Origin of the sequence: uncultured Pseudoteredinibacter sp., from assembly GCF_947500695.1 — a bacterium.
Classification (GTDB): Bacteria; Pseudomonadota; Gammaproteobacteria; order Pseudomonadales; family Cellvibrionaceae; genus Pseudoteredinibacter.
Map to the genome: position 1 here is coordinate 490,761 of NZ_CANMSS010000001.1, position 15,726 is coordinate 506,486.

General features: G+C 45.3%; 8 protein-coding genes. 7 read left to right on the plus strand and 1 reads right to left on the minus strand.

Translation table 11 applies throughout. The annotated features are described in order from the left end of the window. Window positions 1–83 precede the first annotated feature (83 nt). On the minus strand, window positions 84–1,109 hold the full coding sequence (locus tag Q1A08_RS01800; protein ID WP_299768854.1) for an AraC family transcriptional regulator: 1,026 nt from the start codon (window positions 1,107–1,109) through the stop codon (window positions 84–86). 195 nt (window positions 1,110–1,304) lie between these two features. Between Q1A08_RS01800 and Q1A08_RS01805 the strand changes: the two genes are divergently transcribed. The 7 genes from Q1A08_RS01805 (at window position 1,305) to Q1A08_RS01835 (ending at window position 15,718) form a co-directional block, all read left to right on the plus strand. After that, window positions 1,305–2,924 carry an FAD-binding oxidoreductase gene (locus Q1A08_RS01805; RefSeq protein WP_299768857.1) on the plus strand — a complete coding sequence of 540 codons (1,620 nt, stop codon included), beginning with the start codon at window positions 1,305–1,307 and terminating at the stop codon, window positions 2,922–2,924. A gap of 38 nt (window positions 2,925–2,962) precedes the next feature. Then, complete coding sequence (locus tag Q1A08_RS01810) at window positions 2,963–4,600, plus strand: glycerol-3-phosphate dehydrogenase/oxidase (RefSeq protein ID WP_299768859.1); 1,638 nt, start codon at window positions 2,963–2,965, stop codon at window positions 4,598–4,600. A gap of 28 nt (window positions 4,601–4,628) precedes the next feature. Continuing rightward, window positions 4,629–6,185, plus strand: coding sequence for an FGGY-family carbohydrate kinase (locus Q1A08_RS01815; protein WP_299768861.1), 1,557 nt, complete (start codon window positions 4,629–4,631; stop codon window positions 6,183–6,185). Window positions 6,186–6,575: 390 nt separating this feature from the next. Beyond that, window positions 6,576–8,675, plus strand: a complete 2,100-nt coding sequence (locus tag Q1A08_RS01820; protein WP_299768863.1) for a TonB-dependent siderophore receptor — start codon at window positions 6,576–6,578, stop codon at window positions 8,673–8,675. A 497-nt stretch (window positions 8,676–9,172) separates the two neighbouring features. Continuing rightward, window positions 9,173–11,962: a bifunctional aconitate hydratase 2/2-methylisocitrate dehydratase gene (locus Q1A08_RS01825; protein ID WP_299768866.1), complete on the plus strand. Its 2,790-nt coding sequence runs from the start codon at window positions 9,173–9,175 to the stop codon at window positions 11,960–11,962. Window positions 11,963–12,330: 368 nt separating this feature from the next. Then, window positions 12,331–13,395: a spermidine/putrescine ABC transporter substrate-binding protein gene (locus Q1A08_RS01830; RefSeq protein ID WP_299768869.1), complete on the plus strand. Its 1,065-nt coding sequence runs from the start codon at window positions 12,331–12,333 to the stop codon at window positions 13,393–13,395. Then, the gene (locus tag Q1A08_RS01835) at window positions 13,373–15,718 is read left to right on the plus strand and encodes an EAL domain-containing protein (RefSeq protein WP_299768872.1); all 2,346 of its coding nucleotides are present in this window, start codon (window positions 13,373–13,375) and stop codon (window positions 15,716–15,718) included. Before Q1A08_RS01830 ends, Q1A08_RS01835 begins: the two co-directional genes overlap by 23 nt. Window positions 15,719–15,726: the final 8 nt, after the last annotated feature.

Here is a 15,726-nt window from a genome sequence, read left to right on the forward strand (position 1 = left end):
TCGATAAGAAATCTAAATGGCGCTAGCGTTTCTGTGTTTAGGTGGTCAAGTTGTGGAGTGGCAGCTTGATCTAGAGCGGAAGTTTAGTTTTTCCTAGTGGTAGTTGTTTGCTTAAACTCAGTGGTAGTCATCCCGCTCCATTGTTTAAAGCGCCGAAAGAAAGATCTGGGCTCAGCAAAACCTAGTTGGACGCAGATGCTTTCATTGTCCATTCCTTGCCTTAACATAGCCTTTGCTAGTGAAAAACGAATTTCACTCAACTCCTGCTGATAACTGCTGTCGTTTTCCTCCAGTCTTCGCTGTAGTGTTCTTGGGCTAATGTTCATTTTGTTAGCAAGTGCGGCTTTACTAATATCGTTTTCCTTAAGTAGCGCGCCAATATTCTTTCGGATTTCCTCTAGCCCACTGTTTTCCTTCTTGGGGGCCAGCTTTAGTAAAAGTTGGTTGGCGTGGTTGATCAGTGAATCCTGCAGCGCTGGGTTGGCCTGGGGTAAGGGTGCGTCCATGGCTTCTTTAGGTAGCCGTAAAGCTGTGTAGGGCGCGTTAAATACAGGCGCGCAGGAAAACACAGTATTATATTGCTGAAGATCATTGCTGCTTTGCGGGTGTTCAAAGCTTAAGCCAAGTACATCGCCTTCAAGGCCCAGCATGTTTTTTCCGTATAAATACCAAGAAGAGAGCACCGCTTCACTGATATGTCGCCGGGCCGCTGGGTCTTTTAGTTGGCAGTGCCAGCGCTGCTCGAAATATTCTTCCTGCTCAATTAACTCGGTAGTGCCCATATCACCAACTAGTGTCTCATAGGTTGGCACCAGCTCAATACATGCCCGTAAGCTAGCAGCGCTAATGGAGATAAGCCCAAGGCTTGCGTACATGGCTGGGCTGATGTGATTGCTGGCATAAAGACCGAAATAGGGGTGTTTACTGGCTTCGATCAAAGTTAAAAAAACATCTTCAAAATGAGCCAAATCGATTCTGGCTTCGTTGTCTTGAAGTACGTTCTCCGTGAGGCTGTGCTTTACCAATACGGGCGCTATATCAACACCTAGAGCTTCGGCGGCTGTCAGATATTGCTTTAATGCAGGAATTGATGCGCTTAGAGGGGTCAAAATTAGCCCTTATTGTTGTTTTATTGTCGCGTTATCTTAGTAAGATTAATAAAAATCTTACATTTTGGCTCGTTTGGTGATTCTAGCGTCTTCTCTCGTCATCGCAAAGTGTGTGATCTCACAATACTATAAATGCTGATACCTTTATTAAAAGCTACGGCTTAGTAACGATCTAATAAGAAACTGGGGGAGTTTATGGGCACACAGTCTAATGGCCAAAGACGATGGAATGGTTGGGGCAAGCTTAATGGAGAATATGAGCATAGCCCAAGCACGCAGGCCGTAGCGATGGCCAATGAGCGTTTAGGTGCCGCTGCCGCATTGCCACTTGCCGAACTTGAAAGCGTGCTCGCGAAAGTACCCGCCAGTAAGCTTGCTGAACACCCTTTATTGGACTTAAGCCCCGAGACTCGCGTGCGTCACAGTCGCGGCCAAAGTTTGCCCGATTTATTCGCCCTTCGTTCTGGTGAGTTAGGCGCGATACCTGATGCGGTGGCTTTGCCGAACGATGAGGTGGAAGTAGAAGCGTTGCTGCAGCTCGCCGAAGAGCGTAATGCCATGATTATCCCTTACGGTGGCGGCACCTCGGTAGTCGGCCACATTAACCCTGCTAAAACCGAACGACCTGTCATCACCGTTAGTCTGGCTAATTTCAATAAGCTCTGTGAGTTGGATCGCGAGAGTCAAATTGCTACCTTGGGTGCTGGTTTGGCTGGCCCTGAACTTGAGGCGCTATTAAAAGCAGAGGGTTATACCCTGGGGCATTTTCCGCAATCTTGGGAGCTTTCTACGGTTGGTGGTTGGGTGGCAAGCCGCTCTAGTGGTCAACAATCTTTGCGCTATGGTCGCATTGAAAAAATGTTTGCTGGCGGCACCATGGTGACGCCAAAAGGCAGCTTGGACATTCCAACTTTTCCTGGCACATCGGCCGGCACGGATCTGCGTGAAGTCGTACTTGGTTCGGAGGGGCGTATGGGAATCATCACCAAGGTGAAGATGCGGGTTACGCCGCTGCCCGAAGAAGAGCATTTTTACGGCGTTTTCTTTCCTAGCTGGCAACAAGGTAAAGCATTAAGCAAAGCTTTGGCACAACAGATGTTGCCGTTGTCGATGATGCGCCTAAGCAATGCCGAAGAAACGTCCTCTCACTTAAAGCTCGGTGGCGACCCCAAGGCGATTGCTTATCTGGAAAAATATCTCTCTTTTCGCGGTGTGGCTGAAGGCAAGGTAATGTTCACTTTTGGCACCACCGGTGACAGTAAAAGCTGCCGCTTCGCGCTCAAGCAAGTGAAACGTCTAAGTCGCAAATTTGGTGGTGTCTATATCGGAAAGTTAATTGGCAAGGCATGGGAGCACAGTCGTTTTCGTAGCCCATATTTGCGCGATGGCTTTATGGATTTGGGTTATGCGATTGATACCATGGAAACTGCGGTAGATTGGAGCAAAACCGATACCACTATGGCCGCGATCGAAGAGGGTATTCGTAAAGCGGCTGAAGGCTTTGGTGAAAAGGTGCATGTCTTTACCCATCTCTCACATTTTTATCCGCAAGGGAGCAGTGTCTATACCACCTATATGTATCGTGCAGGCAGCGACTACCAAGAGGCCTACGATCGTTGGTTGGCGTTAAAACAAGCTGGCGCTGAAGCCATCGTCTCTGTTGGTGGAACAATTAGTCATCAGCATGGTGTTGGCGAAGACCATAAGGCTTACTTGCCGGCTGAAAAAGGTGAGTTGGGCATTGCAACAATACAAAGCTTGTGTAAACACTTTGATCCAAACAATATTATGAATCCCGGCAAGTTGGTTGATTAATTCCTGTCACTGTAGCAATTTTAGTGGAGACTAAAGTGATGAGTAAACGCGCGCAAAAGCTTGCACAGGCTCAAGGCCAAAGTTGGGACATGATTGTTGTTGGTGGCGGTATCACCGGTGCTGGTGTGGCTCGGGAGGCGTCACGGCGCGGTTTGAGTGTTCTGTTATTGGAACAGCAAGACTTTTCTTGGGGAACCTCTAGCCGCTCTTCAAAAATGGTACACGGTGGTTTGCGTTACCTAGCCATGGGGGATAGGAAACTCACCAAGGAATCCCTGTTGGAGCGCGAGCGTATTCTGCGTGAAGCTCCAGGGCTAGTAGAACGCATGGGCTATTATTTTTTATTGCCTAAAAGCTGGTTGCCATGGCGTATGGTGATGAAAATTCTGCTGTCTAGCTACGACCGTATTGCGGGCATCAAAAATCACAAAATATGTGATACCGACGAATTGCAATCAAACTTTAACAGCATGTCTATCGAAGGCTTAGAGGGCGCCGCTTATTATACCGATGCGGTAACAGATGATAGTCGCTTGGTGTTGCGAGTACTACAAGAAGCCGAAGCAGAGGAGGCCTGTTTGCTAAACTACTGTGAGGTGAAAAGCTGCACCGCTGATGACAATGGCCTGCAACATCTAGAAGTGTTCGATACAATTTCTTCAGTTGGTTTTAGCTGTAGCGCTAAAGTGGTTGTAAATAGTACGGGTGCTTGGGCTGACAAGCTTCGTCAGCAACGTATCGATGAAGCTCGCGTGCGCCCGCTTAAAGGAAGCCATATTGTGCTTAAGCGAGGTGTGTTACCCATGCATAGCGCTTTAAGCTGCCAGCACCCAGCTGATAAGCGCAGTGTATTTGTATTCCCTTGGGAAGGGCACAGTGTGATTGGCACGACTGATTTGGACTATGATAAAGAGCTCAGTAGCGAGGCGGCAATATCTAAAGAAGAGCTCGATTATCTTTTAGCGATTGTTGAAAAACACTTTCCCGGAACAAGCATTAGCCATAAAGACATTGTCTCGACTTGGTCTGGCGTAAGGCCTGTTATTGCCGGGGATAAGCAGTTTAAAAAGTCACAACAGCTTGCGGCTAAAAACGCCAATCAAAAAAGCAGTAAAAAGAAACCTTCCAAAGAAAGGCGCGATCACGCTGTGTGGGATGATAAAGGGCTGATCAGTGCGGCAGGTGGAAAGCTCACTACTTTTCGTGTGATGGCTTTGGATGTCCTGCAAAAAGCTGAACAGTACATACCCGGATTCAATTTTACACGTGATGACGCCCAAGTGTTTCGAACACTAGATGCATCAAAACTCGAAGCGCTAAAACCTATTGTCAAAGACGAGGTGATTTTCGATACTGCAAGCGCATTTTATGGCTTCAAAGCCGCAGGCTTTTTGTCTGAAAGTACGAGCGATGAGCTGCAACCCATCGAGCAGCAAAAATACTGTGTAGCGCATCTACGTTGGGCCCTTAAACATGAATGGGTTGAGCATCTTGACGATTTATTGTTACGCCGCACACGTCTTGGCTTGCTACTTGAAGATGGTGCGAGCTCTCTGTTTTCTGTGTGTAAGCTCTTGTGTATTGAAGAGTTGGGCTGGAGTGAGGAACGCTGGGAAGCTGAGCTTGAGCGTTACAAGAATATTTGGCAGAACCACTACAGTTTACCAACTGAATAAAAATTGGCTCTAATAAAAGAATTGCCCTATGAGTGAAAAACCCTTTGTACTCAGTATTGATAATGGCACACAGAGCATCCGTGCGCTGGTCTATGATCGTGATGGTAATCAAATAGATAAGGCTTATGTACCCATAGAAGCCTACACGAGCCAAGAACCAGGATGGGCTGAGCAATCGGCCGATTATTTTTGGGAAAAACTCTGTGAAGCCTGTCAGAGCCTGTGGCAACAGGGGGTAGTAAAACCGGAGCAAATTGCGGCGCTCAGCGTCACTACCCAGCGTGGCACCGTCGTGAACGTAGATAAAAATGGCGATACTTTGCGCCCAGCCATTATTTGGCTGGATCAGCGGGAGGCTCCGAATCCTGTTTCTTTGGGTTGGCTAGATTGGCCATTAAAACTACTGGGCCTAAAATCTAATATTGATTATTTTACCCGTCAGGCGGAAGCAAATTGGTTGGCGCAAGCGCAGCCAGATTTGTGGCAACAAACCCATAAGTTTTTGCTGCTATCGGGCTATCACCACTTTAAACTTTGTGGTGAATTCAAAGACAGTGTCGCGAGCCAGGTTGCCTACATCCCATTCGATTACAAAGCGCAGCAATGGGCAAAACCGAGCAGCTGGCATTGGAAGGCCTTGCCGATTACTCAATCAATGCTGCCTGAATTAACGCCTGCAGGGGAAGTACTTGGGCATGTAAATGCTATTGCCGCTCAAGAGACGGCTCTGCCTGAAGGTCTTCCCATTGTCGCTTCAGGCTCCGACAAAGCCTGCGAGCTATTAGGAGCGGGCGCTGTAGAGGAACATATCGGCTGCTTAAGCTATGGTACTACAGCAACCTACAATGGTAATTTTGATCGCTATATTGAATCGGCCACGATGATACCGCCATACCCAGCTGCGTCGCCTGGTCGATACAACACCGAAGCGATGGTGTATCGCGGATACTGGATGGTAAGTTGGTTCAAGGAGCAAATGGCCTTGGAAGAACGCTTGCGAGCAAAGGAAGAGGGCGTAGCGGTAGAAAGCTTATTCGACGAGTTATTAGAACAAGTTCCAGCTGGCTCAATGGGCCTGACCCTACAACCTTACTGGAGCCCCGGCATTAAAAACCCAGGTCCAGGTGCAAAGGGCGCAATTATTGGTTTTGGTGATGTCCATACCAAAGCACATATTTATCGAGCCATTATTGAAGGGCTTTGTTACGCATTACGCGAAGGTAAAGAGCGCGTTGAAAAGCGTAGTGGTAAAAAAATAAGCAAGCTGCGCATCTCAGGTGGCGGCTCCCAAAGCGATCAAATTATGCAAATTTCTGCCGATATTTTCGGCATGGAAGTCGAACGTCCTAGCACCTATGAAACCAGTGGCTTAGGGGCGGCGATAAACTCAGCGGTGGCCTTAGGTTGGTATAAAAACCATGCTGAAGCCTGTAGAAGTATGAGCTCTATTGGTACCGTATTTAGACCCAATCAAGAAAACGTAAAGCTCTATAATGACCTGTACAAAGAGGTGTATCTAAAGATGTATCCGTCCCTAAACCGTCTTTATCAAGCAATACGTAAAATTACTGGTTATCCTGCTTGAAGCGGTTTAGCTGGTTCCTTTGGTTCAGTAATTTCACTAGGGAAGTTCATGTGCCACGCCATTTAGAGCCTTGTTCCCACAGTTTCTCCTTATCGTTTGTTAGCTCTAAATCGAGATTGCTGGTGGCTCCGTCACAAAAATCGCCCAAAGCCTAAAAACCCTAATTAATATACGTTTAATAGTCCAATTTGCTCCATTTTTAGGCGCATAAAGCACTAAAGCGTAGATATATATCAAAAAACAATAAGAATAATACTCATTTGCCATTCCATTTTGTTTGTTTTTGCTAGATACTTCCGCCCAATTAAAAAGCAGGGCAGAGACCTTTGCCAATTAGCGGTTATAGAAGCCGTTATCGACAAATATCCAAATAGGTATGGAGTGGAGAACATGAAAAAATTGCCATTAGCTGTTGCGCTAATCGCTGCGAATCAAGCCTTACTTTCTGGGGTGGCTATCGCTGAAGACAGTATTGAAGAAGTGATCGTAGAGGGTTCTTACCTTTCTATGGATAAACTTAACTCTGTTAAAAGCCCAACCCCGATTATCGATGTACCACAGAGTTTATCGATTATCACTGCTGCACAAATCAGCAAGCAGGGTTTCGATAGCGTTGCCGATATCATTAACTACACTCCAGGCGTAAACAACACCCAAGGTGAAGGTCACCGTGATGCGGTTGTATTCCGTGGTGTTCGTTCAACCGCAGACTTCTTTATTGATGGTGCGCGTGACGATGTTCAATACTACCGTCCGCTTTATAACCTAGATCAGGTTGAAATCTTGCGCGGCCCTAACGCACTACTATTCGGTCGTGGTGGTACTGGCGGCGTACTAAACCGTGTTAGTAAAAAAGGCCAACTCGATAAAGATTTCACGAAATTTAGCGTTAGCGCTGATAGCTTCAGTGGCGTTGGTATTCAGATCGATACCAATACCAGCATCAACGAAGATGTAGCGCTACGCATTAATGGCATGTACGAAGCCTTAGAAGGTGATCGCGATCACTTTGATGGCGACCGTTACGCGATTAACCCAACCCTACATGTGAAGTTGGGTGAAGAGACGGCTTTAGATGTTTCTTACGAATACGTAGACTTCGAACGTTTTATTGATCGTGGTATTCCAACCGGTGCCGATGGTCGTCCAGTTGAAGCACTTGACGGTGTTGTGTTTGGCGATCGTAATCTAAACACAACTGGCTTAGAAGCTAATGTGTTTCGCGCTACTTTACAGCATCGTTTTTCTGACAGCTTAAAAGGTAACTTCAACGTTACTTACGGCGATTACGATAAGCTGTATCAAAATCTTTACGCCTCTGGTTACGATCAGGCTAATACCCCAGATCGCGTGACCTTAGATGGTTATCTAGATACTACTCAGCGTGAAAACCTAACTTTGTCTGCAAACTTAGTTGGCGAGTTTGATACTGGTAGTATCGAGCATACTTTAATTGCTGGTGTTGAATACGGCGATACCTCCTCTAACCAAGATCGTTATAACGCATTCTGGGACACCTCTGGTAAGGATAAAGAAACCATTCTTATCGATCAGCTAAGAAACTTGGTTGGTGGTGTAGGCGTTAATGCAGCGGGGCAGGCAACTACTGTTGTCTTTAACAACCCAGATTCTTTGAACGATGATACCCACGTTGAAATTGAAGTAGCTTCTGTTTACATCCAAGATCAGATTGCTCTTTCTGAAAACTTCGACATCGTTTTGGGGGCGCGCTTCGACAGCTTCGACATCGATGTGCTAAACGTAAAAGCTGATAATGAGCGTCGCACACGTAAAGACGAAGAAATTTCTCCACGTGCAGGTTTGGTTTATAAGCCGCAAGAGAATATTTCTATCTACGCCAGCTACAGTGAATCTTTCTTGCCACGCAGTGGTGAGCAGTTTGCGAACATCAATGGTGATGCAAACAACCTAGACCCAGATGTTTTCGAAAACTCTGAAATCGGTTTGAAGTGGGATTTTGAGGGTGGTTTAAGCCTAACGGCTGCTTACTTTGAAAATGAACAGACTCGCGCCGCTCGCGACAACGAAACCGGCGAGAACTTTGAAGTTCGTGGTTTAGAAGTCGAAGGTTATGAGATTCAGTTGCAAGGTAACCTAACCGAACAGATTTCTATCCAAGCGGGTTACAGCAATCTAGATGGCAAAACTGGCTCGGGTGCTCAGCCTCGCGAATTGCCTGAGAACATGGCCTCTGTATGGGCTGGCTATCAAGCGACTGACAAGTTTGGTTTGGGCTTAGGTGTTATCTACCAGGACGAATCATTGATCAAGGACGGCAGCGATTTAACCTTGCCTTGCTATACTCGTGTTGATGCGATGATGTCTTACCAGGTTTCTGATGAGTTGCGACTGCAATTGAATATCGAAAACCTAACAGACGAAGAGTACTTCCCAACGGCGCACAGCACCCACCAGGTAACTGTTGGTCAGCCAATGAATGCTCGTTTGACAGTTAGTGGCAGCTTCTAAGAAGTTACCAATATATTGAGCCTTTCTGTTGTTCAGTTAGGCTTCTCTAAAAAACCGCGGCTTTTGCTGCGGTTTTTTTATTGCCTGAAAGGTACTTCTGGATTGATTGTGTTGGTTGAATTTTGCTCAGCGCAGTGTTGCGCTGTTGTTAAAGGCTAGCTTCCTGAGTTAAAAGCTGAACAGTAGGGCGCTTATTATGTGGCCATTCTGGGGCTATCAAGCTACCGAGTCGGGCCGCCTATACCGATTTAAGCTTACTAATAACGAGTATTTATCTTATTTATGGTGCCCAATCGACCTAGCTAATACTCAATTACACCCTATATACAAAGGGTTTAGCCGTTTTTTAGAATGAATACATTGCTCTGGCTTACCTCAAGGTCGCCAATTTAGAACCCTTGGAGTACTGATCTAAAAGGCGAATTCTGCTAAAATTGGCACAGTTTGCCAAATTTGCCGACTAGATTAAGCCAGATAAAAAGAGGTTATGTAAGTTAATGAACTTGTATGCTGAATATCTCCAAGAGATTGAGCTTCGCGACAAGGAGCTCGGGTTACACCCTAAACCTATTGATAGCGCCGATCTACTGTCAGAGATCATCGAACAGATCAAAGATCAAAATCACGAACACCGCGCTGATTCCCTAAAGTTTTTTATTTACAACACGCTTCCAGGCACCACTCCAGCGGCTGGTGTTAAAGCGGAGTTTCTAAAAGACATCGTACTGGGTAGCGAGAAACTAGATGAAATCAGCCCAGAGTATGCCCTAGAGCAGCTTTCCCATATGAAGGGTGGCCCATCTGTACGCGTACTACTAGATATTGCATTGTCTGAAGACAGCAATAACAATGCTGCCGGTGAAGTTCTAAAAACTCAAGTATTCTTGTACGAAGCAGATACCGCGCGTTTGGAAGAAGCCTATAAGGCTGGCAATTCAATTGCTAAAGGTATCCTAGAAAGCTACGCAAAAGCTGAGTTCTTTACCAAGTTGGACGACATCCCAGAAAAAATTGATGTTGTTACCTATATCGCCGCAGAAGGTGATATTTCTACCGACTTGCTTTCCCCAGGTAACCAAGCGCACTCTCGTTCAGACCGTGAATTGCATGGTCAGTGCATGATTACCCCAGAAGCTCAGCAAGAAATTGCAGCGATGGATAAGCAATACCCGAATGCCAAAGTAATGTTGATTGCTGAAAAGGGCACCATGGGTGTTGGCTCTTCTCGTATGTCGGGCGTGAACAACGTGGCCTTGTGGGCGGGTGAAAAAACCTCTCCATATATTCCATTTGTTAACAACAAGCCTGTAGTTGCCGGTACCAATGGTATCGCACCTATCTTCCTTACCACCGTTGGTGTTACTGGCGGTATTGGCTTGGATTTGAAAAACTGGGTTAAGAAAACCGACGAGAACGGCGAAATTGTTTTCGATGAAAATGGTGATCCAGTATTAGAAGAAGCCTACTCTGTAGAAACTGGCACTGTGTTAACCATCGATACTAAAGCTAAGAAGCTTTACAACGGTGATAAAGAGCTAGTTGATATTTCTTCTTCATTTACTCCACAAAAAGTTGAGTTTATGAAAGCCGGCGGCTCTTATGCAGTAACCTTCGGTAAGAAGCTACAGACATTTGCAGCAGAGACTTTAGGTGTTGAAGCTCCAGCGGTATACGCTGCTTCAAAAGAAATTTCTCACGAAGGTCAAGGCTTAACAGCGGTTGAGAAAATCTTTAACCGTAATGCTGTTGGCGTAGCGTCTGAAACACCACTGCACACCGGTTCTGACGTTCGTGTAAAAGTGAACATTGTAGGTTCACAAGACACCACCGGTTTGATGACCTCACAAGAACTTGAGTCAATGGCCGCTACGGTTATTTCACCAAGTGTTGATGGTGCATACCAGTCTGGTTGTCACACGGCTTCTGTATGGGATAAGAAAGCTCAAGTTAACATCCCTCGCTTGATGAAGTTTATGAATGACTTCGGTGTGATCACTGCGCGCGATCCTAAGCACGTTTACCACTCAATGACTGACGTAATTCACAAGGTATTGAACGATATCACTGTGGACGATCGTGCAATCATTATCGGTGGTGATTCACATACACGTATGTCTAAAGGTGTCGCCTTTGGTGCGGATTCCGGTACGGTAGCAATCGCTTTGGCAACGGGCGAATGTGCAATGCCAATTCCAGAGTCTGTAAAAGTTACCTTTAAAGGCACCATGAAAGAGCATATGGATTTCCGTGACATCGTACACGCTACCCAAGCTCAGATGCTGAAGAAGTTTAACGGCGAAAACGTTTTCCAAGGTCGCGTTATTGAAGTGCAGATCGGTACTTTGTTAGCTGACCAAGCGTTTACCTTCACCGACTGGACTGCAGAAATGAAGGCGAAAGCTTCTATCTGTATCTCAACTGATGAAACGCTTATCGAATCACTTGAGCTGGCGAAATCTCGCATCCAGATCATGATTGACAAGGGCATGGAAAACCGCGACAACATGCTTAACCGTTTGATCAACTTGGCCGATCAGCGTATTGCTGAAGTTAAATCTGGCGAAGCTCCTGCTTTGGCACCAGACGACAACGCCAAGTACTACGCTGAAATGGTTGTAGATCTTGATGTTATCGAAGAGCCAATGATCGCTGACCCAGACGTCAACAACGACGACGTTTCTAAGCGTTACACGCACGATGTAATTCGTCCAACATCTTACTACGATGGTCGCAAAGTAGATCTAGGTTTTGTGGGTTCATGTATGGTCCACAAAGGCGATATGAAAATCATCGCTCAGATGCTACGCAACCTAGAAAAGAAAGGCCCTATCGAGTTCAAAGCACCTTTGGTTGTAGCTCCACCAACATACAACATTGTTGATGAGCTAAAAGCCGAAGGCGACTGGGAATTGCTACAGAAATATGCCGGTTTCGAATTTAGCGATGACAATCCTAAAGAAGAAGCCCGTACTAAGTACAAAAACCAAATGTACTTGGAGCGCCCAGGCTGTAACCTTTGCATGGGTAACCAGGAGAAGGCTGAGCCAGGTGATACGGTATTAGCAACTTCTACTCGTTTGTTCCAGGGCCGTGTTGTGGAAGACACTGACGAGAAGAAAGGTGAATCATTGTTGGGCTCAACTCCAATGGTAGTACTAGCGACTATCCTTGGCCGCTTCCCAACTTTAGAAGAGTACAAAGAAGCTGTAGAGGGTATTAACCTAACTTCTTTCGCTCCACCTTCAGAAGATCTTGCGGTTCCTGCACAGGTTTTGAAGTTAGCTTAGAGCGTTTAACTCGGTCTTTATCGCTTGGCAATGACTAGCCTATAGAGACCTAGAAGACAGCGCAAACGATGCTCGCATTCTTAATGGCAATCTAATTGCCATTAAGAGGCGGGCATTTTTTTTTGCCTAGCATTTGCTATATTTACGCCTAAGGCTCAGACATAAATGTGTCTCATTTACGATAGCATTTAGTATAGCTATTAGTTATAGGCCGCATATCCATAGGGCTTGAGAGATGAGGTATAGAAGCTATACTTAAATGTGTAGGCTGTAGTCTCCATAGCCTGCGGGTGTATGATTGAATTGACTTGACGATCCTTAGTCTTATAAAGCCGCTAGAACAAAAAATTATCAGTATGAAGGGGCTCATGTCTAAGAACGCTAAAAGTTGTATAGGGTGTGTTCTACTCTTAATTCTCAGTCCGCTTAGCTGGCCTGCAGAACCCCTCCGCTTATTGAACTGGGAAGATTACCTTAGCCCAGAGCTTATCGAAGAATGGGAGGAGGCGAATGGTCCCTTACAAGAGGTTTACTTCGATAGCGACCAAGACAGAGATGCCATAATCGTTAATTCTGAGCGGCACCGTGTTGATGTGGTGGTGGTTGACGAAATCGTTGCTAACCGATTTGGTGCGGATGGAAAATTCCTAAAGCTTGACGAAAATATTCTCCCATCACTTAAGCATATAGAACCGTTTTGGCGAAAACGCTGTGGTGATTATGCCATGCCTTATTTGTGGGGCACGCTTGGCATTGCTTATCGTAACGATAAGCTCGCTTCGCCTCCTAGCTCCTGGGCTGATTTACTTTTTCCTGCTGAGAATATTCGCGGGCATGTTGCCATGATTAACGACTATACCGATATGTTGGCGCCAGCACTTTTTCAGCTTGGTTATGATCTCAACACAGAAAATCGAACAGAGCTAAAACAGGCTTTTGAGCTTTTAAAGCAACAGGCTGAGAGTATTTTGACATACGAATACGCATTAACGTATGCAAAACAGCGCGATATGTTTAAGAATCTGTACATGGCCGCAGTGTATGGTGGCGATCAACACACGCTTAATGAACTTGATGACAACAAAGGGCGCTGGAAATATATTGTTCCCGAGGATGGCACTGTTCTGTGGGTAGATTGCTTGGCAATCGTTAAGGGCAGCTCAAAACAAAAGCAATCAATTGCTCTGCTTAACTACCTAAATACCCCAGTAATCGCTGCCAAAAACGCCGCTTATAATCGAATAGCCACTTCGAATCATGCGGCTGTAGCTTATATGAATGCAGAAGATGCTGAAGAGTTAGGTATGCGAAACTTAGAAAGCTTGCAAGTTAAGGCTCAATTATATCGTGAATTAAGTAATCAAAACGTGGCATTAAGACTCAAGATTATCAATGCGATAATGAATATCCATGAATCTAAGAACTCGAACTAGTTTATTACTACTGCCGGTTATAGTGATTAGCTATGCCTTATCGTCTTGGTGGATTTACCAGCAGGAGAGGGGGACCTTGCTCGAACTGGAAGTTGCAAAGCTGGAGCAGAGCTTAAGCAGTTTGCATGCCGACTACATGACCTTTCGTAATTTCCAAGACGCGTATTTGATGTCTTTAGTTGAAGGGGATTTACTGGCGCAATATTTATCAAAACCCAATGATATATATCGTTTAAGAATGTTACAGCGGCATATGGATAATGCGTTAAAAAGGCAGCTGGCCCAGAGCAAGCCCTACCTATCAATACTGATTCTTAACGCCGATAACCAGCAACTTTTATATCTTGAAAACAGTTTAGATCCCTTTGCTGAGGTTTCTGATGAAGAAATTCAATTCGCGCGTGATTTAAGGGTGCAGAATGTTGCTAAGAGAAGCAGTGTTTTTATTGATAACAATGAAAATATGTACATCTACCAGGCTATAACCCTTGATGAAAGCACTTATAAACAGCCATTGCCTTCTCAATTAGCTGAAGCATTAATTGTGGTTGTGGCCATTAAATCTGATGGCTTGCTGCAAGCCCTGGAGCGTTTACGGAGGCACTATGGTGCTGAAATTCGTTATATTAAAAATAACGATCCCTCGCTGGATATAGAAGGATCCTTAAATTTCGACTTTAAGTTGAAACTGAGCGATCTCGATTCAATATCGTTTACTGTTCCTGGTGCCCATTTTGATGCAGCGCTAAAAGATCTTAGAATCAGAATGGTATTACTTACGTTTTTGTTCTCTTTGCTTACCTACCTATTGTTACAGTCCTTAGTTGCACGGTTTATTACCGCCCCCATTGCTGATCTCGATTCGCAACTTGACGAGCTTATCAAAAACGAACGCAAAGAAATTTTCGTTAACCAAGATACTGGGGAGATAGGGCGCTTGGCTCGAAAGTTTCAAGAGCTCTATGTAAGGCTTTCAAACTCATATCGTCAAAGCTATAAGCAAGCTCGAGAAGATTCACTGACCGGTCTTGCTAATCGTGTGGCCTTTAATGAAATGGCCAACCGTCTGTTTTCCAGATCACTCGATATTGCCCCGGTTTACATTTGCTACATTGATATCGATAACTTTAAGTACGTTAACGACAAATACGGGCATGAAGTTGGTGATAAGCTGCTTCGCTCTGTGTCTAAAAGGCTCACTGCCACAATAGAAGAGCACAATAAAGACGGTCGTCACCAGGTGGGTGTCTTTCGTTTATCTGGTGATGAGTTTGTTATCTTAGCTGCGGATTGCAGCAAACAAGAAATGACAGACTGCGCCGAAGCGGTGTTGAATATGTTTAAATCGGGTTTCGCCATCGATGAAGAAACTTACCCGGTAAGCGTGAGTATCGGTTTGGCCGTTTCAAGTCAGGGCTTGTCATTTTCTGAATTAATGTGCAATGTTGATTTGGCTATGTACCAGGCAAAAAAATCAGGTAAAAATTGTATTGCAGCTTATTCCGAAGAGCTAGCCCAACAACACCGCAGAATGCAGGAAATAGAGCTAGAGCTTAAGAGTGATCGCTTCGAGAAAGAGCTTCAGATTCACTACATGCCTATCGTAGATGCGCAAGGAAAACTCTGTGCACTGGAGGCTTTGTTGCGCTGGAACTCTCAGACGCTTGGCGCTGTCCCGCCTGATGAATTTATTCCTCTAGCCGAATCAATTGGCGCATTTGAGAAAATCGATTTGTGGGTGATTGCGCGTGTGTTTAAAGACTTTAGCGTATTGAACAATACCTTACCTACCGTGAGTCGAGTATCAATCAATATTTCATCCGCTGAGTTGAATTCATTAACGTTTGTAGACAAGCTCAAGCGCTTAGCGAAATATTATCGTATCGTGAATCAATACTATGTTTTGGAGGTTACCGAAACGTTTGCTACCGCGCATAATGATCAAGTATTGGACAACTTAAAGAGTATGCGCAAGCTCGGTTTTCGTACGGCTATCGATGATTTTGGTACGGGCTATACCAGCCTAATGCAGATGCTGGATTACCCTGTGGATGTTATAAAATTTGACCGTTCCTTAATAAACCGGATCGGCCAAAAGGGCAGCTCCGAGACGGCTAAATCTTTAGTTAATCTATGCAAGCTTCAGGGTTTGTTTGTTGTGGCTGAAGGCATAGAAACTAAAGATCAGTGCGAACTGTTTAATGAAATAGGGTGCGATTTCCAGCAAGGCTATTACCACGGTAAGCCAGCCGCTTTAGAAGTATTGCAAGTACAATACAATCCTGCCGTGAGCAAAGATCAAACGATTGATATTGCCCACTAGCTCACGTT